The organism is Myxococcus sp. CA005, from assembly GCF_006518205.1.
In the GTDB taxonomy this organism is placed as follows: Bacteria; Myxococcota; Myxococcia; order Myxococcales; family Myxococcaceae; genus Myxococcus; species Myxococcus xanthus.
The window spans coordinates 19,700-43,092 of sequence record NZ_SRLV01000077.1 but is presented as its reverse complement, the minus strand read 5'-3'; the positions used below and the strand labels follow the sequence as shown (position 1 = coordinate 43,092).

17 protein-coding genes are annotated in these 23,393 nt (G+C 68.2%); 5 read left to right on the top strand and 12 right to left on the bottom strand.

Annotated elements, in window-relative coordinates; genetic code table 11:
- The first annotated feature begins 163 nt into the window (after positions 1–163).
- Complete coding sequence (locus FMQ63_RS27905) at positions 164–1,069, top strand: LysR family transcriptional regulator (protein WP_011551794.1); 906 nt, start codon at positions 164–166, stop codon at positions 1,067–1,069.
- 46 nt (positions 1,070–1,115) lie between these two features.
- Here FMQ63_RS27905 and FMQ63_RS27900 read toward each other — a convergent pair whose 3' ends face one another.
- The 4 genes from FMQ63_RS27900 to FMQ63_RS27885 form a co-directional block, all read right to left on the bottom strand.
- Positions 1,116–1,703: a DUF1801 domain-containing protein gene (locus tag FMQ63_RS27900; protein WP_011551795.1), complete on the bottom strand. Its 588-nt coding sequence runs from the start codon at positions 1,701–1,703 to the stop codon at positions 1,116–1,118.
- A gap of 102 nt (positions 1,704–1,805) precedes the next feature.
- A complete protein-coding gene (locus tag FMQ63_RS27895; RefSeq protein ID WP_011551796.1) occupies positions 1,806–1,979 on the bottom strand; it encodes a hypothetical protein in 174 nt (57 codons plus the stop codon).
- 36 nt (positions 1,980–2,015) lie between these two features.
- Positions 2,016–2,867, bottom strand: a complete 852-nt coding sequence (locus FMQ63_RS27890; protein WP_225909810.1) for a GNAT family N-acetyltransferase — start codon at positions 2,865–2,867, stop codon at positions 2,016–2,018.
- A 446-nt stretch (positions 2,868–3,313) separates the two neighbouring features.
- Positions 3,314–4,348 (bottom strand): DUF3592 domain-containing protein, encoded by a 1,035-nt coding sequence (locus tag FMQ63_RS27885; RefSeq protein WP_020477708.1) that lies wholly within the window; start codon positions 4,346–4,348, stop codon positions 3,314–3,316.
- A gap of 341 nt (positions 4,349–4,689) precedes the next feature.
- Here FMQ63_RS27885 and mxcH point away from each other — a divergent pair, with 341 nt between their 5' ends.
- The 3 genes from mxcH to FMQ63_RS27870 all read left to right on the top strand — a co-directional run bounded on the left by mxcH (position 4,690) and on the right by FMQ63_RS27870 (position 9,729).
- The gene (mxcH, locus tag FMQ63_RS27880) at positions 4,690–7,299 is read left to right on the top strand and encodes a TonB-dependent siderophore myxochelin receptor MxcH (RefSeq protein ID WP_011551799.1); all 2,610 of its coding nucleotides are present in this window, start codon (positions 4,690–4,692) and stop codon (positions 7,297–7,299) included.
- A 58-nt stretch (positions 7,300–7,357) separates the two neighbouring features.
- Positions 7,358–8,626: a hypothetical protein gene (locus FMQ63_RS27875; RefSeq protein ID WP_011551800.1), complete on the top strand. Its 1,269-nt coding sequence runs from the start codon at positions 7,358–7,360 to the stop codon at positions 8,624–8,626.
- A 77-nt stretch (positions 8,627–8,703) separates the two neighbouring features.
- On the top strand, positions 8,704–9,729 hold the full coding sequence (locus FMQ63_RS27870) for an alpha/beta hydrolase (protein ID WP_225909811.1): 1,026 nt from the start codon (positions 8,704–8,706) through the stop codon (positions 9,727–9,729).
- A gap of 141 nt (positions 9,730–9,870) precedes the next feature.
- Here the strand turns inward: FMQ63_RS27870 and FMQ63_RS27865 are convergent, their stop codons facing one another.
- The 3 genes from FMQ63_RS27865 to FMQ63_RS27855 all read right to left on the bottom strand — a co-directional run bounded on the left by FMQ63_RS27865 (position 9,871) and on the right by FMQ63_RS27855 (position 12,846).
- Positions 9,871–11,013, bottom strand: coding sequence for an alpha/beta fold hydrolase (locus FMQ63_RS27865; protein ID WP_020477705.1), 1,143 nt, complete (start codon positions 11,011–11,013; stop codon positions 9,871–9,873).
- Positions 11,014–11,243: 230 nt separating this feature from the next.
- Complete coding sequence (locus FMQ63_RS27860; RefSeq protein ID WP_011551803.1) at positions 11,244–11,678, bottom strand: RidA family protein; 435 nt, start codon at positions 11,676–11,678, stop codon at positions 11,244–11,246.
- 100 nt (positions 11,679–11,778) lie between these two features.
- A complete protein-coding gene (locus FMQ63_RS27855) occupies positions 11,779–12,846 on the bottom strand; it encodes a hypothetical protein (RefSeq protein WP_011551804.1) in 1,068 nt (355 codons plus the stop codon).
- 310 nt (positions 12,847–13,156) lie between these two features.
- On the opposite strand from FMQ63_RS27855, the gene FMQ63_RS27850 reads away from it, so the two are divergent.
- On the top strand, positions 13,157–14,197 hold the full coding sequence (locus FMQ63_RS27850; protein ID WP_020477704.1) for a hypothetical protein: 1,041 nt from the start codon (positions 13,157–13,159) through the stop codon (positions 14,195–14,197).
- A 106-nt stretch (positions 14,198–14,303) separates the two neighbouring features.
- Here the strand turns inward: FMQ63_RS27850 and FMQ63_RS27845 are convergent, their stop codons facing one another.
- The 5 genes from FMQ63_RS27845 to FMQ63_RS27825 all read right to left on the bottom strand — a co-directional run bounded on the left by FMQ63_RS27845 (position 14,304) and on the right by FMQ63_RS27825 (position 23,242).
- The gene (locus tag FMQ63_RS27845; protein ID WP_011551805.1) at positions 14,304–16,763 is read right to left on the bottom strand and encodes an ABC transporter permease; all 2,460 of its coding nucleotides are present in this window, start codon (positions 16,761–16,763) and stop codon (positions 14,304–14,306) included.
- 292 nt (positions 16,764–17,055) lie between these two features.
- Positions 17,056–19,530, bottom strand: a complete 2,475-nt coding sequence (locus FMQ63_RS27840) for an Ig-like domain-containing protein (RefSeq protein ID WP_225909813.1) — start codon at positions 19,528–19,530, stop codon at positions 17,056–17,058.
- Positions 19,531–19,775: 245 nt separating this feature from the next.
- A complete protein-coding gene (locus tag FMQ63_RS27835; RefSeq protein ID WP_011551807.1) occupies positions 19,776–20,783 on the bottom strand; it encodes a ferritin-like domain-containing protein in 1,008 nt (335 codons plus the stop codon).
- Between the two features lie 301 nt (positions 20,784–21,084).
- Positions 21,085–21,903, bottom strand: a complete 819-nt coding sequence (locus FMQ63_RS27830; RefSeq protein WP_011551808.1) for an aminoglycoside nucleotidyltransferase ANT9 — start codon at positions 21,901–21,903, stop codon at positions 21,085–21,087.
- A gap of 208 nt (positions 21,904–22,111) precedes the next feature.
- On the bottom strand, positions 22,112–23,242 hold the full coding sequence (locus tag FMQ63_RS27825) for an alpha/beta fold hydrolase (protein WP_043611710.1): 1,131 nt from the start codon (positions 23,240–23,242) through the stop codon (positions 22,112–22,114).
- Positions 23,243–23,393 lie beyond the last annotated feature (151 nt).

Here is a 23,393-nt window from a genome sequence, read left to right as displayed (position 1 = left end):
GGGGGGGGGAGCGTCATCCAGCGCCAGGCCGGGGGCTCCCGTCAGCGCCGTGAGCATCAGGCCGAGGGGAACGAAGGGGAATCGCATGCGCCGATGGTAGGAAGCGGCATCCTTCACGACCAATATATCTTTTGATGCGCATTGAGATGGATATCGTCTCGATATGGAATTCCGTCAGCTCCAGCTCTTCGTCGCCGTGGCGGAGGAGTTGCACTTCGGACGCGCCGCCGCGCGCATCGGCATGGCCCAGCCGCCCTTCAGCCAGCAGATTCGCCGGCTGGAGTCCGAGCTGGGAGTCGAGCTGCTCACGCGCACGAGCCGCCGGGTAGCCCTGACCGCCGCCGGGAGCCGCTTGCTGGAGGATGCGCGCGCGTTGCTGGCTCGGCGCGCGGATGTCATCCATTCGGTGCAGCAGGCGGCGAGTGGAGAGACAGGCACGCTGCGTGTCGGCTTCGCCGCGTCGTCTGCCTTCGGCGTGCTGCCGGACATCGTGCTGCGCTTCCGCACGCGGTTCCCGAAGGTGAAGCTGGAGTTGGACGACAGCGAGACGCTGGATGTCGGCGCCGCGCTCGTCTCGGGGGAGCTGGACATCGCCATCATCCGGGCGCCCTTCCGTCACGAAGGGCTCACCGTCGAGCGACTGCTCCAGGAGCGCTTCGTGCTCGCCCTGCCAGCTCGACACCCGCGAGCCCGTCAACAGGTCGTCGCGCTGTCCTCACTGGCGAACGAGCCGTTCGTGCTCTTTCCGCGTCACTCCGCGCCGGGCCTGCATGACCTGGTGACGAGCATGTGCCTGGGCGCGGGTTTCTCTCCGAACATCCTCCAGGAAGCCAGCTCGTGGCCGTCCGTCGTTGGCATGGTGGAAGCGGGCCTGGGGCTGACCATCGCTCCCGCGTCCTCCCAGGCGCTGTGTCCCAAAGGGGTGGTGTTTCGCCCCCTGAGCGGCGCTCCCGGACACGCGGAGCTGGTGGTGGCCTTCCCTGGAACGCGGCCCGCGCCCGCGGCGCAGCACTTCCGCGTCCTCGCGCATGAAGCCGTCTCCCGCTCTGGCAGGCGTGCTTCTGACTGAGCGGCACTCGCGCCACGAGGCGCACGTCATGCGCGGAGGGAACGCCCTACATCCGTTCGCCAGGCAATCGACTGGCCTGCTTCACCCAGGCGGCGAACTGGGCCTCGTCGAGCGGCTCGTCCTCGCGGATATCGAGGTAGCGCGTGTCCCGGCTCTTGGACGCACCGGGTGGGATGGGGCGCAGCGAGGTGCCGCGGAAGAAGGCCACCTTGATGTACTTCGTGAAGCAGTGGACGCTGAGGAACCATCCCTGGCCCTCGACGCCGTACATCGGCGAGTTCCATTTGACCGCCTTGCTCACACCCGGGACGGTGCGCTCGATGAGCTCGTCGAGGCGGTGCCCGACGTCGCGTTTCCAGCCCGGCATGGCCTTGATGTAGGCCCGGATGGGGGCGTCGCCGTAGCCCTTCGCAATCTGCGGATTGCCGCCAGAGAGGAGGACCGGCTCGGCGGCCGCAGCGGGGCTCTTGCGTCTGGCCGCGGTGGCCTTGGGCGCTGCCGCCGATTTCTTCGCCGTGGCCTTCTTGGACTTGGGGGCTGCTGACTTGGCGACTGCCTTGCTCGGTCTGGCCGCCTTCGACGTGCTCGGCCTGGCGGTGGCCTTCTTCGCGACCTTGGATGACTTGACAGCCATGGTGTTCGCTCCAGACGGGCGGTGATTGGGACCGCCGAGGGCGGGGTGTCTCAACGTCTTATCGAGGAGGAGTTGAGCGACCCGCGCCGCGGAGGTCAACCTTCACTTCGAGCGCTTCGTGGGCTTCTTTCCGCTCGACGTATTGAGCGCGACGGCCGCGCGGATGAGCGCCTTGAATGCCTTCGCGTCCAGCGCCTCACCTTCGTGAATGTCGATGGCGCGCCTGTTGTTCCCGTCGAGGCTCGAGTTGAAGAGTCCGGAGGGCTCTTCCAACACTCTGGCCCTCGCCGCAAGTGCGGGTGAGATGGGCGTTCATGGGGACGCCAGGGTGTGGCCGAGGTTGCGGTCCACCACGGTGAAGCCGGCGGACTGATAGAGGGCGAGGGAGGCCGGGTTGTCCGCGAAGGCGTACACGATGGCCTGCTTGGCGCCCAGCGTGTGCATGCGCCGGAGCCCTTCGTGTAGGAGCGCGCGCACCAGCCCGCGTCGCCTGTTCTCTGGGGCGCACGCCACTGGTTCGAATTCGCCCACCGCGTTCGCCTCGTCGAGCCAACCCAGCGCGCAGGCCGCGAGGCTTCCGTCGGGCGCCTCGGCGACGAGGTCCAACGCAGGCTGGTAACCCGGTGCCTCCATGAGCCGCGCGTACACCTCTGTTGTCACCCGCTCGGAGCCGAAGCCGCGCCGGTGTACGAGGGCTCGCGCGGCCACCTCCTCAGGGCCCCGCACCGCGCGCACCCGGTAGCCCGCGGGCAACGAAGACGGCGGAGACGGCACCGCGGGTAGCGGCTGTGCGAGGTGCAGGTAGCATCCGCCCGTGGTGCGCCGCCAGCCCCGCCGCTGCAGCGCTGCGAGCAGCGGGCCGTTGCTCTCCAGCGCCCATACGGTGGTCGGCTGCGTGGTGCGCTCGTGGCGTGCGCGAACCCAGGGACGCACATCCTCCGCGAAGGCGTCAGCGTGCACGAGCGGGTGGACGAACAGGTCCACATCGCCGTTGTTGTAGGCCCACGCAAAGCCAGCGAGCTGCCCCGGCGCGCGTTCCCACAGGGCGATGTCCTCCCGCGGCCGTACCTGTGCATTGCGCAGCAGGCGCCAGGTCAGGTCTCCCATCGCGCACTCCACGTGGGGACCGCGCTCCGCCCAGGCCTGCGCCACGAGACGAGCCATGGTGTTGAGGTCGGCCACATCGCGATAGGGGCGGAGGCAGAACATCTCTACTCAATAACCCAGACAGTGCGTGATTCGCACTCGTGGATGGGTTGATTCAATGGTGCGCATTGCCTTTGACGCACCTGTGACGCAGCGACCGGACTTTGGACAGACACTCGTACCTGTACGCCCAGGCCCCGCGGGGGGCTCCTCCTGTTCGGAAGCGGAGGCGGTGCGGGTCCTCCAGGCGCTCCTCGCGGGTGGGGTTCGCATCCAGGGCGGGAGGGACACGACATGCATCTGGATTTCCTGCGGGAGCATGCGGACCGGAGCCCCGCCATCGCGAAGGTCCTGGCGCAGGCGGGCCTCCCGTGACGGAGCCGCTCCCGCCGTCCTGGGGGGCGGGAGCGGTGGGACGGTGCGCTACTCCAGCTTCTCGCCGCGAGACAACGATGAGCCGTGAGTCAGGCGGAGCGCTGCTCTTCTGAAGCGACCTCGCCAACTTCAAGGCGCGTTCGCAGCCAGCGTGCCAGCGACTCTGCCTGCTCCTGGCGGGGGAAGCCGGCGATGGCTTCCTGGCGCACCCCGCCGTCGGCGGTGGAGAGCTCGAGCGTGAGATGATAGCGGCTCACCTGCCCCCCCTTCTGTGTGGGAGCCTGGGGTTCGACGCGGAGCGACCGCACGTCGCGCCACCGTACGTCGAGCCCGTGTTTCCGTCCGGAGAAGGGGGGCAGGGAGAGGCTCCGCTCCTGGGGATGGAGACGCAGGTCGTAGTACCCGGCCTTCACCCGTGTGTGCGACCACCGCCCGACGAGCACACCGCTGACGATGACGACCCCCCAGGCCCCCACGGCCACGGGCAGCGGTGCATGGAGGCCCACAGTGAGTCCTGCGAGCGCGACGCACGCCAGGGAGGCGCCCACCAGAACCAGGGACACCAAGGTGGCCGTCCACGGCCCCTCGAGCGTCACGCACTCACTGCCGTCCTCCCGGAAGAAGGTGGACAAGAGCGGCGGTTCCGGCTTCCAGGCCCCCACCACCAGGGTACCCAGCCAGAGCATCACCAGGTTGAAGGGCATCAGGAGCATGAGCGTGAACAGCTGCGACCCGTCCATGCCCGTCTGCAACACCGCCTCCGAGGGCTGGCCGGGCCGGTAGTACACGGGGAGGGTGGCCCCAAGGGGGTAGCGTGCCACCAACTCCTCCGCGAATCCGCGGTCCCCCGAGCGCCACATGGAGGGGCGGGCCTTGCTGCCTTCATACTGCTGCCCGTCGACGGAGTAGGTGTAGGCCACCTTCAGGCCGTAGGTGGTGGCCTTGTTCGAGCGCACCGCATCCACCTCGCTCCGGGTGATGGTGCCCTGCACGGAGGGCCAGCTCTCCGTCTGCATTTGGAGGACCATGTTGGAGACGGTGAAGTAGTCCGCGGCCAGCGTGATGGACGTCCACAGCGCCACGAACGCGAGCAAGACGGCGGAAGAGACCACGCGAAAACGCATGGCCTCAGCTTACTGGGACACCCTGGATTGAAAGAAACGGGCCCGGGTCACCTTCAAGGGCGTTCTTGAGGGCTCCGCGACTGGTTACTTCAACACCTTGAAGGGCGCCGCGGAGGGCGTCATCGGGTCCCTCACGGCGGGCCGGGCCAATCCGGCCGCTCTCATCTTTGGAAGCGCCATGGGCGTGCTGGGTAGCACCGAGGCCGCTCTACAGCCGATGAATGACATCGCCAACCAATTGACCCCCACCGCTGCCACTGATAGTACGTCGTGATGTTGAGAATGAGTATCAATATCGACACCGTCCTCGCGCCTTCGAGCCCTGCCTGTACACCGTGAACATGCCCACACTTCGTCGCTGGCGGGGTGCCCCCGCGCCATCCTCTCTGGTCCCCACGCTCGCACTCCTCTCCGTGCTGTCGATGGGCGTCGCGCGAGCCCAGGATGCGAGCGAGACCCCGGCGCCGGCGACGTCCGCATCACCCTCTGGCGCGACGCCGCACCCGCAGGCGCCGGAGGGTGAGGGCGGGCCTGCGCCATCCGGTGGGGTCATCCCTCCGGTGCTGCTGGCCGAGCCAGAGGCTGTCTATCCGTCCGAGGCACTCGCCGCGGGGCTTGAAGGCGCGGTGAAGCTCCTCCTGACGCTTGATGCGGAGGGCCGGGTCACGCGCGCGGAGGTGGTCGAGGGACTTGGGCACGGACTCGATGAGGCGGCCGTGAGCGCGCTCGAGAACGCGCGCTTCTCCCCGGCGATGCAGGACGGCAACCCCGTCTCCTGCCAGTTCGAGTTCATCCACCACTTCGTCCTCGCCCGTCATCCCGAGGTAGCTCCGTCAGGCGCCGAGGATGTCGCCCAAGTCGCTCCCGACACGCCCGCGGAAGAGGCGACCGCGCAGCCTTCCGAGGAGCCAGAGCCTCCCGCTCCTCCTGGCTTCACCTCGGTCGTCCGCGCCAGGTCGACCGAAGCCCGCGCCCTGGTGCGCGGCTCGGAGGCCGTGGACGTCGTCGAATTGGAGAAGGCCCATGAGCGCGCCGAGGACCTCGCGGAGGTGCTGACGCGTGCCTCTGCCGTGCAGGTCCAGCGGACGGGCGGGATGGGGAGCCGGACCCAGCTCTCGCTCGGGGGGCTCTCTGGCGACCAGGTGCGAGTCCTCCTCGACGGCGTCCCCATCGAGTACTCGCCCTATGTCTACGGACTGGGAAGTGTTCCGGTCTCGCTCATCCGGCAACTCGAGGTCTTCAACGGCGTCGTCCCGGTGCGCCTCGCGACGGACGCGCTGGGCGGTGCCATCCACCTGCGCTCCGACCTCGCGAAGCCCGAAACCGGCGCGTCCCTGTCGCTCCAGGGCGGGTCCTTCGGCAGCTACCGAGGGACTGGCAGGCTGACGTGGCGGGCCCATGAGCACGTCTTCGTGCGGGCAGCGGGATTCCACGACCGCGCGCAGAACGACTACGTCGTCACTGTCCCCGTGGATGACCCGGCGACAGGGCGCGTCTCTCCGCGCGCCCTGCGCCGCAACCACGACGCCTATCGGGGCACCGGAGGCGATATCGAGGTGGGGTTCGAGGCACTACCGGGTATCGACCGGCTCGTGCTCAATGGCTACCTCGGTCGCTACGACAAGGAGGTCCCGCACGATCAGTTCATGATCCAGCCCTATGGCGCGGTCACCTCCGCGCAGGAGAGTTGGGGCCTCGGGCTTCGCTACGAGGTGTCGCCCCATGAGCGGCTGAAGGTGCTCGCCATCGCCGGGTACAACCAGCGTGTGGGCGAGCTTCTCGACGCCTCCGACTGTCTATACGACTGGTACGGCGCCTGCCGTGCGACGCGGGCGAGGGCCGGGGAGACTGGCTCGACGCCGCTGGAGAACACCCAGACGCGCCAGACGTTGTTCGGCCGCGTGCGGCTCCTCGGGACGCTGCTCGACCCGGAGGACCTCGAGGTTTCGCTCGGCGTCGATGACAGTGACCGAAGCGGCGAGAACGCCTACCTCACCCGTCTGCAGCAGGAGGACCCTCTCCGGGTGCCGCTCGCGCTCACGTCCGCCTTCGGAGGTCTCTCCCATCGTCAGCTTCTCTGGGACGGCAGGTTCGAGAACACCGTGTTCGTGAAGGGCTACTTGCAGCGCTTCGCCTCGGGAACGAGGCAGGAGGCCGCGGAGCGCCGGTGGGCCGGTGGTTTCGGTGACACCTTGCGCTTCAGTCTGACGCGGGGGCTGCTCCTCAAGGCGTCCTATGAGCGGACCACGCGGATGCCGCGGGTGGACGAGCTCTTTGGTGATGGGGGCCTGCTCGTGGAGAACTCGGCGCTCGTCCCCGAGTCGAGTCACAACGCCAACCTGGGCGTGGAGCTCCTCCCCATCGTCACGTCCGTTGGCCGTTTCGGCGCCAACGCGGTCGCGGGCGTCCGAGACGTCGAGAACCTCATCCAGCTCTTCCCCGGCGACGCCACGCAGGCCTACGAGAACGTGGACCACGCCCGCTCCTTCTCGGCGCACGCAGGCGTGGACTGGGACTCACCCGGCGACTGGGTGGGGCTCACCGGCACCGTCACCTGGCTTGACTTCCGCAACCTCGCGCGGGAAGGCCAGTTCGCCCGCTTTCACGGGGACCGCATGCCCAACATTCCCTGGCTCCAGGCCTCGGCGACCGCGCGGTTCCAGAAGCGTCAGCTCTTGAGCGCCCAGGACGCTCTTGGCTTGGAGTGGACGACCCGCTTCGTCGAGTCGTTCTACCGCTCTTGGGAGAGCGCAGGGCGGGGTGGTGACAAGGCGCGGGTGCCCACCCAGGTGCTGCACTTCGCCGCGCTCACCTACCGCTCCCGGTTCGAGGGGCGCGCCTTCTCCTTCTCCTTCAACCTCCAGAATCTCACCGACGCTCCCGCCTTCGACATCGTCGGTGTCCAGAAGCCGGGCCGCGCGTTCTCCGCGCGCGCCACGGTTGAGCTCTGAGCGCCCGCTGAGGCGCTTCGAGTCTCCTCGCAGGAACCCTTCGCTAAAAGGAAGCCCGATGAAGCTGAAAGCCTCACTCCTCACCCTCGCCGTGTTCGCCACGGCCTGCTCGGATTCGGACGGCCCCCAGGTGGACCCCGACGCTGGAACCGCCGGGCCCCTCTACGCCGCCATCACCCAGGTCGCCATCGCTGGTGGAAACACCCAGAGCTACCTGGTGACGTTGGACGACATCGAGAAGGCGCAGACCGTCGGGATTGGCGACGCAATCGAGCTTCCCGCGGACGCGTACATCGCCGCCGGCCTTCCGGGCACCGGCAAGTTCATCGTCAGCAGCTCGAGGCTGCCGACGGTGACCCCCTACACCCTCAACGCGGATGGCTCGCTCAAGGCCGGCGATCCGCTTTCGTTCACCAGCCAGGGTGTCGCCGCGACCGGTGGCTATCAGTCCCAGCACTACTTCGTCAGCGAGACGAAGGCCTATTACTTCGACCACGTGAACTACAAGCTGGTCATCTGGAATCCCCAGGACCTCGCCATCATCACGTCGAAGGACCTGACGTCCCAGCTCAAGGATGGCGACTTCTCGTTCCGCTATTCGCAGAGCCTGGCCATCACCGCTGGCAACGACGTCATCATCGCCGGTGGCTGGCACGCCGCGGACGTGAAGACGGTTCCGGCGAAGACGGCGCTGGTCATCGTGGACACGCAGACCGACGAGGTGACCGTCAAGGTCGACAATCGCTGCGGCTGGGCGCGCGACGGCGTCAAGCACACGGATGGGAAGATTTATTACGCCACCGAGTCCCTGGGCAGCGGAGCGCACTTCGTGTCTCCCGGGACCACCGGCGCGCCCTGCATGGTCCGCTTCGATCCCGCGACGGGCGAGTTCGATGCGTGGTCCACCACGCTCGATTCCTTCATCAACCCGGGGACGGAGGGTGACATCGCCGCCATGCTCCTGCCTGGAGCTCCCGGCAAGGGCTACCTGCGGGTGATGAACAAGGCCGCCGCGCAGTCCGCCTGGGACGCCGCGGTGACCGCCGAGCGGACGTTCAACGGGCAGAGCGCCGCCGTGGGCGCCTGGTGGAGCCTGTGGGAGGTCACCCTCGGCGACGCGCCGACCGCGACGCCCGTCGTCCGGGATGACCTCGTGCCCACCAACGGTCGCACCATCCCGCAGAATCCTGGTGAGCTCCTGGTGCTGCCGGAGTTCATCAATGACAACGCCCAGACGCGCTTCCGCCTCATGAGCCCCGAGACGGGCCTCGGGGACGCGAAGACGGTCGTCGAGGGCCAGGTGCGCGGCCTCCTCCGGATTCGCTAGCCACCGGCCTGCCGTTCGGAGCCCCGCCGTGCATGGGCGGGGGCTCCGGTTCATCCGTCATCACCAGGTCTCCCGCCATGAGTCTCTTCATCCCTCTCGTACTGGCGCGCTCCCTTGGGCAGCGCTTGCTGAACCCGCTGCTCGCCGCACGCTTCCACGTGCTCCTCGCGGCGGGTCTGCTGACCGCCAGTTGCGCCTCGGGGCCGGTGTCCCGCGCCGCGCCGGTGGCTCGGGTGGACGGGGCTCCGGTGACGCTCCAGGACACCTTCCAGTTCGATCTCGACTCGACCCACACCGGACGGACCCACCGGTTGTACGTGGCGGTCCCCGAGGGCCCCGCGCCCGCCGCCGGCCATCCGGTCATCTACCTGCTGGATGGCGGTGCGCACTTTCCCTCCCTGGAGCGCCTCACACGCGCCCTCCCCAGGCTCGCGCGGGGCTTCGGCGTCGCGGCGGCCACACCGGTCATCGTCGGGCTGACCTACCCGGGTGACCAGGCCCACAACGACCAGGCACGCGGTGAGGACTACACGCCGCCCGCCCCGAATCTCTCGAACACGGGGGATGGGTTCTCGAAGAAGCAGGGTGGGGCGGATCGCTTCCTGGACTTCCTGAAGAAGGAGCTCGAGCCCGCGCTTGCTTCGAGATTGCCGATCGACGGCTCGCGCACCGCGCTGATGGGCCACTCCTATGGCGGCCTCCTGGTGCTGCATGCGTTCTTCACGAGGCCCACGTCCTTCGACACCTTCATCGCGGGGAGCCCGTCCATCTGGTGGAACGATCGCTACGTGCTCACCGAGAAGAAGGCCTTCCTGGAGCGGTTCGCGCGGACCCCGGTGAAGACGCGTGTGCTGCTCACGGTAGGAGGGCTGGAGCAGAAGCCGCGCCAGAGTGAGGGGACGCGGGGCATGTTCGCCGCCGAGCGGCGGATGGTCGACAATGCCCGTGCGCTCGCCGTGGAACTCGAGGCGATGGGCGGCGGCGATTTCGCGGTCCAGTACCTGGAGTTTCCCGGCGACGACCACTACAGCGCATGGCTCCCCATGCTGAGCCGTGGGCTGCTCTTCTTCTCCGCCCCCTCGCTGCTTCCGGGCGCCGACTGAGCCCGCGCGGGCCCCGCCCTCCTCGTCGGGCTTGGCGTTGGGCTCGGTAGGACCGCAGCCCGCCTCAGGCCGTGCTCCGAAGCCTGTTCCGCTCCCAAGACAGAGCGAGCTCGGTCAGCCATGAGTCGCCATTCGCCGTGCCTACGCGCAGGTGCGTCTCGCGCAAGGGGACGGATGGGGTGCGCTCCTTCGCATGGACGTGGGCGAAGAGTCGGGCCCAGGAAGCTCCTCCGAGAGGAAGGCGCGCACCGTGGCCGCGAACAACTCGGGCTGCTCCTCGAAGGGAAAGTGCCCGCTGCCCGCCAGCTCCACCAGCCGCGCGTGGGGAAGCGCTTCTACCACGCGCGCGGTGGCCGAGCGGGGCTGGAGGTCCTGGGCGCCATGGATGACGAGCGTGCGCGCGCGCACCCGGCGCAGCCAGTCGCTCCAGTCGTGATGCCGGCCCAGGCTCAGGTAGAGCCCCAGCGAGAGAAAGCCTCCGGCGGCACCGGAGCCGGGAAGCTTCGCGTCGGGATGCTCGCGCCGCATGGCCTGGACGTACAGCGGTCCGAAGGCGGCGAAGTGCTCGGCGAGCCGGGCCTCGTCGTCCTTCAGGCGGGCAGGGAAGTCGAAGGTGTGCTTCATCCACGCCGCCAGCTCGCGCTGGCCTGCCTCGTCAAGCCGGGCCCGCACCTGGGTGAAGAGGTCGCCGTCGCCAGCGGGCATCGTCACCAACGGCGCGGGTGCCACCAGCACGAGGGCCTCCACCCGCTCGGGCCACTCCGCGGCGTACAGCGCGGCCACCAGGGCTCCGAAGGAGTGTCCCACCAGCGTGAGGCGCTCCTTGCCGAGCAGGCGCCGGATGCGCTCAAGGTCCGCGAGCTGCGCGGCGAGTCCCAGTCGAGCCTCCACCGTCTGCAGGGTCTGCCACGTGCCGCCGGGTGGAGCGTGGGTAAAGGGACGTGAAGAGGCGCCGCAGCCTCGCTGGTCAAAGAAGTGCCAGCGCAGGGAGTCGCCTGTCATGGCCGCCGCGCGCCAGGGCTTGGCCGGGGGGAGGCCGGGGCCGCCATGCACGACGACGACGTCCCGCCCGTCGCCCACGGCGACATGATGGAGGCGCACGTCCGGCGACACCTGCCAGGACGGGGCGTCCGCTCGTTGTCCAGGAGGAACCTCCAGCGTTTCGCCCCGCGCGGCCAGTAATTTCTCCACGGTGCCCGGCCGGAAGAGTGCTCGCCCCATCCACCACCAGGTGCCCGCAGCCGCTCCCACGAGCAGGATGAGTGTTCCAAGGACTACCGCCATGACCTTCCTCCGAGACGCGTCTTCGGGTGACATGCGCGGAGGGTGGCGGTCTCCCCTTGGGGGAGAGTCAAGCGGAGGAGGCGCGCGCTGGCATTGAAAGCGGCGCTCGCAACCGGACGGTGCGGCGTGCTCCTGGCGGCGGGCGCGGACGCTGGCCGGCATGACCGACTGCAGATGCCATCACCCACCGCGATGCGGAGGGCGGGTTCATCCCATGCGGCTACGCGCTGTCAGGCACGTAGGACAGCGACCGCTTCGACTTCGAAGAGCATCCCGTCCAGCGCCAGCCGAGGGACGGGAATCAGCGTACAGGTCGGCTTCATGCCGCCGTTCCAGGCCGCGTCCAACTCGGGGCCGATGATCCGGAGTTTCTCCTCCGTGTGGTCCACCACGAGCATCGTGAGCTTGGCGACATCACCGACGCCGGCTCCCACGGATTCCAGGGCCGTGCGGATGTTCTGGAACGCCTGTCGCACCTGGAGACGGAAGTCGGGCTGGAGGGCCCCGGTCTCATTCTCTCCACCTTGCCCCGCCAGGTAGATGAGCCGGGTGCCCGGCGCCACCTGCGCCACGTGCGAGAAGCCGTAGGGCGCCGGGTCGAACAGTCCCTTGGGATTCGTCAGGACCAGCGGCGACGTCTTCGAGGGGTCTGCGGTCTGTCCCATGATTCACCTGTATGGATTCTGGAGGCTGCGTATCCAGGTTCGGACCCGGATATGCGAGCGAGCAACCGTCGCTCTTGGAGCATGGCGCATGTGTGGCCAGCTATTTCGCGCGGCGCGAGTTCCGGCCGCCCAAGAGCCAGAGCGTGGAGAGCAGGCCCAGCACCGTCAGTCCTCCGCCGGCCTGGGTGCAGCCCTTCTTGGTGTCGACCGGCTCGGGGAGCGGGTCCTCGTCCACGATACCTCCGTCCACGATACCTCCGTCCATCTCGGTCCCCCCATCCGAGCATCCGCTCATCTGGCTCATTCCCGCGTTCGCGACCCGTGCCGCGCAGCTCAACTCGAAGTCCACGCTCACGGGGGGAAGCGTGATGTTCGCGTGCTCCAGCGTCGCCTTGAGCGTGGCCCGGTGTCGTCCGGGCGGGAGGCTTTCGATGGGCGGCCGCTGGTAGGAATCAGCGCAGCCTACGTAGTCACAGAATGTATAGAGGAAGAGCAGCTGCCGGTTGTATTCATAGCGACGCGGCTCGGGGCTCTCCTCACCAGTGGAGGTCAGCCCGCTGTGCTTCGCATACGACCAGGGCTCGCCGTCCACCTCCACCGTCCAATGCACCCACGGAAGGAACGGCACCAGCTCCGGTGACGGCGTAAAGCGCAGCGTGGTGAAGTTCCCTTCCACCTGCCTGTCGCCGCAGCTCGAATCTCCGTACACGTTGAAGATGCCCTGGCTCGGCGTGTCGGCCGTCAGGGTGCCAGTGGTCGTGGGTAGAGGGAGTGCGGGGCCGGCGGTGAAGGTTACGGACTCGGTCTGGGTTGGCTGGAACTGACAGACACCCTTTGCCTCGATGCGGTACGTGGTGCCTGGCACCAGCGGTGCGTCCGGGACCAGGACCTGCGTCTGATGCGCGCCCGGCGTGACGGTCGCGGGCACCTGCGTTCCATCCGGCAACAGCAGCCGAACGGTGGACGAATCCACGCTCTCCAGCAGCGGCGGCACCGTCACCAGTCCGGGGATGTTCGAGGGCACCGCACCGCCGTCCTCGGGGAGGGGAAAGCGCACCCCCACCATGCAGTTGGGGGCGGCACAGGCGTGCGCCGACGTGGGAATGAGCGCTCCCATTCCAAGGAGGAACATCCCCACCGTGCTCCATTTCCACGTGTTTTCGTGCATGCCTCATTAGACACCGGAATCTGGGGATTGGGATATCACCCAGATGTGGTTTCGGATGTGCGGGGCCAGCGAGAAGCATGCGTTAGCAAACGCGTCATTCCATGCATCGTCTTGCAGATGGGGCCCGAAGAATGGTGGGGCCTCAATGTCGAACATGTGCGCGATAGATGTCGCCGGGCTCAATCAGCCGTCCGAATGTAGGCCCAAGGCATTCCGAATCGCCGCTGCCTGGCGCGGTCGGCGGCACGGGTTTCCCTCGGGGTACGCTTCAGGGGCCCGTGGGTACCGAGCATCTCGAGGAGCGCGTCGCATGAACCCAGGAGTCTCCATCGTCGCCGATGACACCCGGAGCTGGGGATTGGAGACCCCTGGCCCTGGGCTGCTGCTGAGCGTGCCCTCCACGGGCCGCTGGGCGCGGCGGCCCTCGGTGCATCTGGATGCCGCTCCGGACTACCGGATCCGGTTGCGCGGCGGGGGCCAGACGCTGCTATGGACCCGCATCGATTCCTACTGGGACCGCGCGGTCTTCGTTCGGGGAACGGCCACCGCTCCCCAAGTCCTGCCGCCGCTGTCCGCACCCGAGGTCCGGGCCGTGGAGGCCTCACCCGGCTCCGAGGCGTGGTGGGAGGCCTGGAGTTGGCGGGTTGCGCGAGCGCTCGTGGATGCACCCCTGCCAGTGCTCCACGCTGGCCACTGGTGTCTGCGCCCCGTGCGCGCCATCGCGGCGGAGAAGGCGGAGCGGCACCCAGTCTCCCCCATGGAGTGGGGCTTTGGTCAGCCTCCGCTGCCACCGCACTCGCTGGCCGCCATGACGCGGTTCCTGTTCGCGTGGAAGGAGGACTGGTGGGAGTCGCTGCCGGAACAGCGGCCGGGCGCCGTGCTCGGGCTGCGCGCGCTCTCTGCGTCCGAGGATGGGCGTGTGAAGAGCTGGCGAAAGCGCGCGCGGGACGGGACATTGCCGCCCGTGCTGCTGCTCTTCGTGGACATCCTGGCGAAGTGGGTGGTGCTGGATGGCCATGACCGGCTTCACGCGGCGCTGCTCGAAGGCGTGGAGCCTCCGCTGCTGGGCCTGTGGCCGTTCATCGTCCGGCCTCGTCCCTGGAACGCCGTCCGCGAGGAGGGCGCCCTGTTCAGCGCGGAGCTTCAGCTGCGCGCCGGAACGACGCCGGAGACCGTCGACCGCGTCAACCGCATGCTGCTGCTCAACTTCACTCCCGACCCGCGGGGCACCGTTTCACGCGCCTGGCCGCTCCTGGGCGGACGGGAGACCTGGCACGAGGAGGTCTCCGCCCGCCGCCGCAGGGGCCAGCTTCCGCTGCTGGAGGACTCAGACTGGCGCTGGCTCGCGTAGCTCCCCACACGGGGCCCTGCGCGAGACAGCGACGGGAGACATGAGAAGAACCCTCCGTGATGCGCGAATGGGCACAGCAGCCAGACTTCGGGCAGGCACAGGCGCTTCAGGCCTCCGAGCGAAGCACGGTCATCGGGTCCACGCGCGAAGCACGTCGGGCCGGCAGCCAGCTCGCGAGCAGCGCCACGCCGAGCAGGAGGAGCGCCACCACGAGGAAGACGAGCGGGTCCGTGGTGCTCACTCCGTACACGAGCCCCGCGAGCACCTGGCTGAGCCCCAGGGCCCCCAGCACGCCGAGCACGATTCCCAGCCCCGCGAGCCGCGCCGCCTGCCGGAGCACCAGCCCCAGCACGTCTTCCGTCGTCGCGCCCAGCGCGAAGCGGATACCGAATTCCCGCGTGCGCTGCGCCACCGCGTAGGACACGACGGCCGCGAGGCCCGCCACCGAGAGCAGCAGCGCCATCGCACCGAAGGCGCCCAGCAGCAGGAGGCTGAAGCGCCTGGGGGCGAGCGAGCCCGCGAGCAATCCCTCCACCGTGGACAGGCGCGAGGGCAGCTCGGGGGCAAGCTCTCGCAGCACCGGCAGCGCCGCGGTGACCAGGGCAGCGGAGCCCATTGGCCCGTGTACGGCGAGGTGGAAGCGGGAGGAGGCCCGCAGACGCTGCCGGGAGCCGCCATAGAACATGGGCCTGGGCGCGTCATCCAGCCCTTGCTCCCGCACGTCCCCCACCACGCCGACAATGGTGAAGGGACGCAGGTCCCCGTCCATGTTGCCGAACTGAATGAGCTTGCCCAGCGGGTCCTCGTGGGGCCAGCGGGCCTTCGCGAGCGACTCGCTGATGACGGCCACGTGCGGCGCGTCGACGGTGTCGCGTGCATCGAACAGACGCCCGCGCACGAGCGGGATGCCGAGCGCGGCGAAGTAGCCCTCGCTCGCCACGCGGTACTCGGCGGAGCCGGTGCGCTCGGGCTCGCGCGCCAGCCGCCCGAAGTCCTCGAAGTTCCCCACCTCGTCGGGGCGGTTGAGCACGATGAAGGTGCCATCTCCCGCCGGGCTTCCCTCGAGCGGGAAGCTGCTCACGGCGCCCACCGCGCGCACGCCGGGCAGCGCCGCCAGTCGCGAGAGGAGGTGCTCCTGCAACTGCACGTTGTGCCGCCCCTGCGCCTCGTCCTTTGCCGGGGGGAGCACGAGGCTGAGCACCGCGACATCCTCGGTGCGATACCCCGGGTCCAGCGAGAGCAGCCCCATCAGGCTCCGCCCGAGCAGCGCCGCGCCCACCAGGAGGACCAATGCGAGCGCGAGCTGCCCCACGACGAGGGCCCGGCGCGTGCGCTCGGCGCTCCCTCCTCCGCTGTGCGTGCGCCCCGAGCCCGCCAGCGCGGCCCCCGGGGGCTGCCGCGCCGCGCGCAGCGCCGTCAGCAACCCCAGCCCCAGTGCGAGCAGCAGCGAGAGCCCGAGGGAGAAGAGGAGCACCGTGGCGTTCACCCCCACCTCGTCGACCCGTGGCAGGTGGCCCGGCTCGGCCGCGAGCAGCGCGCGCACGCCCCAGGCGGCAAGCACCGCCCCCAGTGCGCCTCCCGCCAATGAGAGCAGGAGCGACTCCATGAGGAATCGCCGCATCAACGCTCCGGGCCCCGCGCCCAGGGCCACGTGAATGGCGAGCTCCCGGGCACGGGTGGCCGCGCGGGCGAGCAGCAGGTTCGTGACGTTGGCGCCCGCCACCAGCAGCAGGAAGGCCGCGGCGCCCGCAAGCAGGTAGAGCGTGGACCGCACGCGGCCCACCAGGCTCTCTTGCAAGGGCTCCACGGCGATGTCATGCATCCGCGTGTCCTGGCCGTACTGGGCTTCGAGCTCGCGGGCGATGTGTGTGAGCTCCACTCGCGCGGCCTGGAGGTCGACGCCGTCCGCCAGCCTTCCCACCACCCGCCAGTTGTGTGCGGTGCGGCTGGGCAGGGGGGGCACCAGCTCCCGCGGAACCCACAGCTGCGTGCCCACCGGGTAGTCGAAGGACTCGGGCATCACGCCCACCACGGTGTAAGCGCGCCCCTCGAAGGTGAGGGTGTCCGGAAGGGGCAGCGGCCGTGCGCCCAGATAGCGCTTCCAGAAGGCGTGGCTCACCATCACCACGGGAGCACCTCCCTCCTGCTGCTCCTCCTCCGCGAAGAGGCGCCCCTGGACAGGCCGTACCGCGAAGGCGGGGAAGAAGTCGCGTGAGGCGAGCGCCAGCGTGGCGAAGGCCGGCTCGTCGGCGCCCGTGACGGCGACGCTCGCCGCTCCCGACACCTGGGCCAGCGCCGAGACGGTGCGAGCGCGCGTCCGCACATCCTCGAAGTTGGGGTCCGAGAACCGCATTGGATGGCCGTCCGCCGCGCGCTGGGAGAGCTCCACGAGGCGCTCGGGGCGCGGATAGGGCAGGGGACGCAGCAGAACGCCTTCCACCACGCTGAAGAGCGCGGTGCTCGCTCCGATGCCCACCGCCAGCATCAGTACACACCCCAGCGTGAAGCCGGGGCTGCGGCCCAGCGAGCGCAGGCTTTGACGCAGTCCAGCCAGAACGGAATCCATCGCGACATCTCCTGAAGCCGGTCGGCGGCTTCCGGAGCGGCTACGTTCGGGCCGGCGGACGATTGCGTGTCCCTGCTCAGCCACCAGGCCCTTGGTCGTGACGAACAGGGGCGTCCAGCTCGGGTTGGCGTCTCCGGGCTGAACGGGCCTGCGAAGGCGAGCGCGGGCGATCTCGGCCCCATCGCCCAGGCGAACGCCGCGCGCCCGTCAAGCACGGGACGCGCGGCGCGCCGCGCGGGTGGACGTTCCGGCCCGGGCGAGCGTCATTCTCCCGCCCTGGGCCGCGCCGCGCTCAGGGCGCCACGTATACGCGCGCCACCACCTCGGTCGTATTGCCCGCGGCGTCCGTGGCCCGGACGTGGACGAGCGACCAGTCGCGGTGCACCAGGTTCACCGTGTGCCGCAGCACGTTGCTGCCCGCGGGCACGTCCTCCGTCACGATTCCCTGGGTCACCACCGTGGCGGGGCTGGCGTCCTGCTCCTGGATGACCATCGAGACGACCGGGTCGGGGTTGGTCTCCTGCTCGGTGGGCGACAGGATGACGAGCACCGGCGGCGTGAAGTCCGCGGACACCGTCTGCTCGCGCCACGTCACGTGCCCCAGCGCGTCCACGACGCTCAGCCGGACCACGTGCGTCCCCTCCGTGAGGTGAAGCTGGGTGGTGACGTAGCCGCCGCCCGCGTCGGGCATGACGGGGATGGGCGCGCCGCCATCCACGGTGAAGTACGCGGAGACGATGCCCGTGCTGCTGCCGCCCGCGGTGGCCCAGCCGCACGCCTTGATGGAGGTCCCGTTCGTGTAGCGGGGCAGGCCGCACATCGTGAGCTCCGACGCCCAGCCGAGCACCACCTGAGCGGTGTCGGTGGCGGTCGCGGTGCCGTCATTGACGGTCAGCGACACGGTGACGATGCCGGCCCCGTCACACTGGATGCTCGAGACCGGGGCTGAAGGCGACCCGAAGGTGCAGTGCACGCCCGGGGGCGCCACATAGCTCCAGGAATAGGTGAGCGGGTCACCATCCGGGTCCGAGGCCGAGCCCCGCAGCGTCAACTGCTGGGAGGCCATGCCCTCCAGGTCGGGCCCGGCGTCCACGATGGGCGGGGCGTTGGGCTTCGTCCAGGTCACCCGCACCTGGTCGGTCACCGAGCCGATGCTCGCGGTCACCGCATCCTCGCCGGGGGCGGTGCCCTCGAAGCAGAACTCGGCCTGCCCGTCGGCGGTGGTGTTCACGGAGGCCAAGGCGGAGTTCACTCCGGACGAAGCGAAGTCCACTCGCACGCCCGCGAGCGGCCGGTCCGCGGCGTCCTGGACCGTGGCCGTCACGCAGTAGAGGTCCCCCACGACGGCGACGCCCTCTCTGGGCGACAGCGTGAGCTTGCTCACCTCCGCCACGGGCGCCAGGGCCATTCCTCCCGGGTAGCCATAGGAGTCGTAGGCATCGAACCCATAGAGCATGACGCCGAAGGGCTGCGGCGCGGACAGGCGGTGCGCCCCCAGCGCGACGGGGAGCTGGGCCCCGGAGAAGCCGCTGGTCCCGATGGCCTGGAACTGGCTCGCCGGGATGAGCGCTCCGTCCAGCATCACCTCGGCCACGACGTCGTTGGGGACCACGATGTTGGCGAAGTTGCTGCGGAACCCCGAGCTCGGAGTGGTGACGGTGTACTGGGCGGCGAACTGCTCGAAGGGCGGCACCAACATCATGAACGGGTCGGACGGGATGCCATCGAAGCCAGAGCCATTGGAGTACTGCGTCACGAGGATGGGCTCGTTGGCGGTGATGCTCGCCGAGCCCTGGATGTTCGTCTGGAACACCTGGCCGCGCTGGAGCTGCGCCACCACCGCGCCGTTGAGGCTCACCTGCGTGCCGTCCCTGGCGGCCGCGAAGCGGAAGGTGTCCCCGCCGAGGCGTGTGGCCAGCGGCACGGTCACGAAGCGCCGCCCCCACGTCGAGGTCGGGGGGAGCTGCTCCACCAGGTAGTCACAGGCGATCGTGGTGCCATCCGGGATGTTGGCGCACTGATGCCCGCCGAAGACCGCCACCGGGCGCGTGGCATGAACGAGCGTTCCGGAGACGTCCGAGGGCGCGGCCCCCGTGCTGCGAAGCTGATACGCCTGCCCCTTGTTCAGCGCCACGTGGAAGGGCACTCCCGCGGCGTGGTTGCCCACCACACTCGCGGGGGTGATGGTCACCTCCGTCGCGTCCTCCGTGGCCACGACGGAGAACTGCGAGCCGTTGACGACGTTGACGTTCGGATAGGCCTGCACCACGTAGTCCGTGCCCAGGCTCGCGGTGGGCAAGCCCAGGAACGCATCCGTCGTTTGCAGGAGCCGGTTGAGCCCATACACGGAGATGTCCGCGCCCGCGGTGACGTGGATGCCCTTGGACTCCACGCCATCCACGGCCACCTGTGCCACCGAGGAGGGCAGCGCCACCGCCGTCACCTGCCCCGGCGTCACCGAGAAGTCGAAGGACAGCCCCTGTCCCGGAACGCGAACCTGTCCCGTCGTCGCCGTGTCACTGGCGATGAACAACGTGAGCACCGCGGTGGCCTGGTAGTTCCCCGGGAAGGCCAGCCAGAACTCGCGGCCCCGACTGGTCGCCTTGCTCAGTTCGTGCACGCGCGCATCGTCCTTGCTCGCGAGCCCTTCTGGAGCTTGGTCCCGAGAGGACTCCTCCACACACCCCGTCATCAAACTGCTGACCGCAGCCGCCAGGGCCAGACCGGCCTTCATCCGCATGAGCACACAACCCCCTCTGTTCTTCATGATGAAACGACTGTTCATTTCTATTCAGGTGTGTCGAAAGAAATACAAAATATGGGTGCTTCCGGCTTCGCCTCTCCGGTCCATGCAGAGCGGCGACCGCGCGTCGCGCACTCGCCATGACGCAGCGATTAAACTTGGGCTAGGCACAGCGAGCCTATTCCTGCCGCGTCAAGACACGCGACGCGGCGAAACAGGGAGCTGGCCCTTTCCAACGTTCAGCTCAGCCCTGGCTTTGTTAGGGATTCTTAGAACTGCGGCACTCCGCCCGCGGACCACACGGACACGATCTGCTTGGGAAGAGCCCACATGCTACCGAGGTCGAGTTCGTCGTCCCCGGCATAGCCCTTCTCCAACGCGGTCAAGAGGCTCGTGAATCCGGCGGTGAGCTGCTGCTGCGCGGCCGCGAGCCCACTGCCCCCTGTGGTGGGGTAGGTCTCCAGCGGGCCGCCGAACTTCAGCATTGCCTGCACCATCCGGAATCGCGCGAAATGGCTGAACTGATCCTCCAGGTCGTTGGCATCCTCGGGGCGGAGCTCTGGGTCGATGACGGGTCCCAAGTTGCCCTCGCCCTGCCCGACGATGGCCTGGAGCACCTCATTCGCCTGTTTCAGCGCGGTGCGGCTGTCACCGCCGATGGTGCTGCTGAACCTGGCGTAGTCGTCTCCCTTGTATTGCGGGTTGGCGAATTCGCTCTTCTGCCGGTGGTCCGCGTCGGGCTGGTAGAGTTCGTTCCAGCGCTGATTGATGCCCTGCTCGATGGCCTTGTAGAACTGACCGATGGAATCGTAGACATCTTGCGGCCCGTTCGGCGCGCCATCGGTCTTTGGCTCGGGGGTCTCGATGGCGGCCAGGAGGGACATTTGCTCAGGGTTCACCGGCCCGAGCTTCACGGGCTTGTTGACCGCGATCCAGGACGGGAACTTGTCGTACCGCGGCGCCCATTCGCCTGTGAACTTCGGCGAGTATCCCTTGGGGGCGAACAGCGCATTGAAGAGGTTGCTGGCCAGTTCGAGGTGTAGCATCTCCTGTACGACGACCGAGTAGATGTTGTTGAAGGCGAGCTGCTCCCGGCTTCGATTGGGGTTCTTCTTTCCGCGAACGGTCACCTGCTGGGGCGGGAGCTGAGCGTTCGTGCCAGGAACCTGCAAGGAATAGGCGGCCGTCAGATAGAGGGGGATGGTCCACAGCTCCAAGTAGACGGCTTTCTGGAGATGATCGAGGAGGGCTGCGTCGGTCCAGGTCTTGTTTTGCACAGGGAGCTCTGAGGTTGGTGGGAGGTGCCGTGGCTGGATGCGCCGGCGAGGAGAGCAATGTTCGAGCCAGGGCCTGTGGAAGAACGACTCCAGTCATTACAACTCCTTGCGGTGATGCCAGTCTCCGGGGGCCAGGGGAATCCCGTGTCACTGACACGTCAGCGACGGAGGCTGACGTGTCCGCCAACTTTGCGCTGGGCGTGGTGAGATGCCTGCGGGCGGCCAGGCCGTGCTCGCCCGCCGCGCCCACTCGCCTTGACGCGCACAGGACGCAGCGACCGAATTTCAGGTAGGCACAGGTTCAGCGAGCCGCCGGATTGCCGGACTGCCATTCCAAGTACATTCGTTCGATGGCCGTCCTGGCACAGTGCACGAACGCGGCGACTTCCGGGCCTCTCCGTGCCAAATCGTCCTGCGTCTCTCCAAGGTAAGACGCCCGCGCACTGCGCATGATACTTTGATGTTCATCCGGCAGGCGTTCAATGACCCACTGGGCCGCAACGTCTTTGGGGGCGATTCCCCCCGTCGACAGGCTGAACCAGATGCGAGCCAGCGCAAGCACCACGGTCCTTTCGTCCCCACGCCAGTCCGCAGGTTCGTTCCATTGGAGAGCGGTGTCGTAGAACGCTCTCGCCAGATCGGTCCGGGGTACGGGGTCGAAGAGGTCGGTTGCTGGCTCGCCCAACAGGCAGATGCTGTGTCTCCTTGCCTTCGCCAGCAAGATTGTCAGGTCGGGGTCCACGATGGCGGGCTGGACGTGGCCGGCTTCCATTTCTCCGCGCAACCATTCCCCGAATTGAAGTTCGCGTGACGGCGGGTAGCGCCAAGGGACGACCGCATCCCGGACGACAACGGTCACTTCGAGAGGGCGGAGCGATTCACGCGTCATTGGCCATGTCGAGACCGACAACAGCTCCTTGAGCAGCGCGTGTCGAACGGCTTCGGTCAATGGGGCGCTGACGGTTACCAGCAAATCGATGTCGCTGTGTGGTTTCAGCCCTCCATCAACTGCCGAGCCGAAGAGGTGTATGGCCTGCAGCGAACTGGCCAGGTGACGGCCAATCACTGAGCAGGCGCTTGAAACCTGGTGCGTGATTTCAGTCGGTACGGATGCGTTCATGTCGGCCACCACTGGCAGGGTCCTTGGCTCTACAGATTCGGAAGATGCCCCATGTGCTCCCTGGTTGAAAGAACAGGGGACGAGGCTTCCCCTGTCGTCAACACTCAACGCAAGGGCGCAGGCGCGCGACGTGCGCCTGGTCAGCTCGCGGCGGAGATGGAGGAGACAGGGGCTTGGCTGCAGCCTCACTTCCTCGCTGTGGCCTGCTCTATTGGGTGCTGGCGGGCGCGACATCGCCGGCGCGCTCGGCGATCGGACGGGCATAGCGGACGAGTGAGAGCAGCACCTTGCCCGGCTCCTCGGCCATCAGCTCGTGCGCCGACTGCTCGAACCAGACGAGTCGCTTCGACGGCGCCTTGACGCCCGCGAACCATTCGGCGGCAACCATCGCCGAGACGTTGCGGTCGTGGCGTCCGAGGAACAGGAGCAGCGGCGTCTTCAGCCGCTTCACATGCGATAGGTCCGCCGTCAGTATCGCGGCAAGGAGCCTCTCGACCGAGAAATCCTGCGCCTTCCAGACCTGGCGTACCTCCTCGTCGGTGTATTCGGGCGACAGATTCACCGCTGCGCCCTCGAAGCTCGCATCGGGACGCCGATAGGCGGCACCCCCGAAGAAATTGAGCCAGCGGCGCTGGAGCTGGATGTCCTTCAACGGCACCGGCGTCTTGCCAACGGCATAGGGCGCGATTGAGTCGAGGTCGCGGATCGCCTCTGCGTTCTTCTCCGCGCGCGCCTGTTCCATCGCCCAGGCCCAGCCGCGCCGCTCGCTCTCCCGCGCATCGATGCCCTGGGCGGCGCCGATATAGGCGTGGAGCCATTCGGGGTGCCTCTCCGCGAGGGTGAGCCCGAGGAGGCTCCCCCAACTATGGCCGAGGACGAAGATCTTCTCCTTGCCGAAGGTCTGGCGCGCCCATTTGACGAGCTCCTCGGCATCGGCGTGCACCTGCTCGACGGTGAGCGTCGGGGCGACCGTGGCCGGATCGTTCGCGACATACGTCTTGCCCGCGCCGCGCTGGTCCCATTGGATGACGGTGAAGAATTCGTCCCAGCCGTGCGCGAAATACCAACTCGTCGGCATCGCCACCCAGCCGGGGCCGCCATGGAGCACGAGCAGCACCGGATTGCGTAGGTCGCGGCTGCGGATCGAGACCCATTGGTCAATGCCTCCGAGGCGGAGCTTCTCGGTGCGCTCCATCCCCTCGGGCGCCACGATCTTGCGGAGCTCCGCGATGATCTTGACAGCCTCGGCCCGGTCACGAGGGCCCGGCGCCTCCTGCGCCTGTGCCTGAATGCTCGCCAGAAGCAGCACCGCCAACGGTAGCCACGATTCTTTGCGCATCACTCCCCCTCGATTCTGTTCGTGATTTCCGTGGATATTACAAGCCTTATCACCGAGGCACTGCCCGGCCGCTCATGGACGCTCTGACTCCGCCACCGGTGAGCACCAAGGTAAAGTGGGCGAAGCGTCTTGCACTTGCGACTGGCGGAGC

Bases quoted from the DNA above. Each gene is read 5' to 3' on its own strand.
- FMQ63_RS27905 (WP_011551794.1), top strand. From the start codon at position 164: ATGGAATTCCGTCAGCTCCAGCTCTTCGTCGCCGTGGCGGAGGAGTTG.
- FMQ63_RS27900 (WP_011551795.1), bottom strand. From the start codon at position 1,703: ATGGCTGTCAAGTCATCCAAGGTCGCGAAGAAGGCCACCGCCAGGCCG.
- FMQ63_RS27890 (WP_225909810.1), bottom strand. From the start codon at position 2,867: ATGGCTCGTCTCGTGGCGCAGGCCTGGGCGGAGCGCGGTCCCCACGTG.
- FMQ63_RS27885 (WP_020477708.1), bottom strand. From the start codon at position 4,348: ATGCGTTTTCGCGTGGTCTCTTCCGCCGTCTTGCTCGCGTTCGTGGCG.
- mxcH (WP_011551799.1), top strand. From the start codon at position 4,690: ATGCCCACACTTCGTCGCTGGCGGGGTGCCCCCGCGCCATCCTCTCTG.
- FMQ63_RS27875 (WP_011551800.1), top strand. From the start codon at position 7,358: ATGAAGCTGAAAGCCTCACTCCTCACCCTCGCCGTGTTCGCCACGGCC.
- FMQ63_RS27870 (WP_225909811.1), top strand. From the start codon at position 8,704: ATGAGTCTCTTCATCCCTCTCGTACTGGCGCGCTCCCTTGGGCAGCGC.
- FMQ63_RS27865 (WP_020477705.1), bottom strand. From the start codon at position 11,013: ATGGCGGTAGTCCTTGGAACACTCATCCTGCTCGTGGGAGCGGCTGCG.
- FMQ63_RS27860 (WP_011551803.1), bottom strand. From the start codon at position 11,678: ATGGGACAGACCGCAGACCCCTCGAAGACGTCGCCGCTGGTCCTGACG.
- FMQ63_RS27855 (WP_011551804.1), bottom strand. From the start codon at position 12,846: ATGCACGAAAACACGTGGAAATGGAGCACGGTGGGGATGTTCCTCCTT.
- FMQ63_RS27850 (WP_020477704.1), top strand. From the start codon at position 13,157: ATGAACCCAGGAGTCTCCATCGTCGCCGATGACACCCGGAGCTGGGGA.
- FMQ63_RS27845 (WP_011551805.1), bottom strand. From the start codon at position 16,763: ATGGATTCCGTTCTGGCTGGACTGCGTCAAAGCCTGCGCTCGCTGGGC.
- FMQ63_RS27840 (WP_225909813.1), bottom strand. From the start codon at position 19,530: ATGAAGAACAGAGGGGGTTGTGTGCTCATGCGGATGAAGGCCGGTCTG.
- FMQ63_RS27830 (WP_011551808.1), bottom strand. From the start codon at position 21,903: ATGAACGCATCCGTACCGACTGAAATCACGCACCAGGTTTCAAGCGCC.
- FMQ63_RS27825 (WP_043611710.1), bottom strand. From the start codon at position 23,242: ATGCGCAAAGAATCGTGGCTACCGTTGGCGGTGCTGCTTCTGGCGAGC.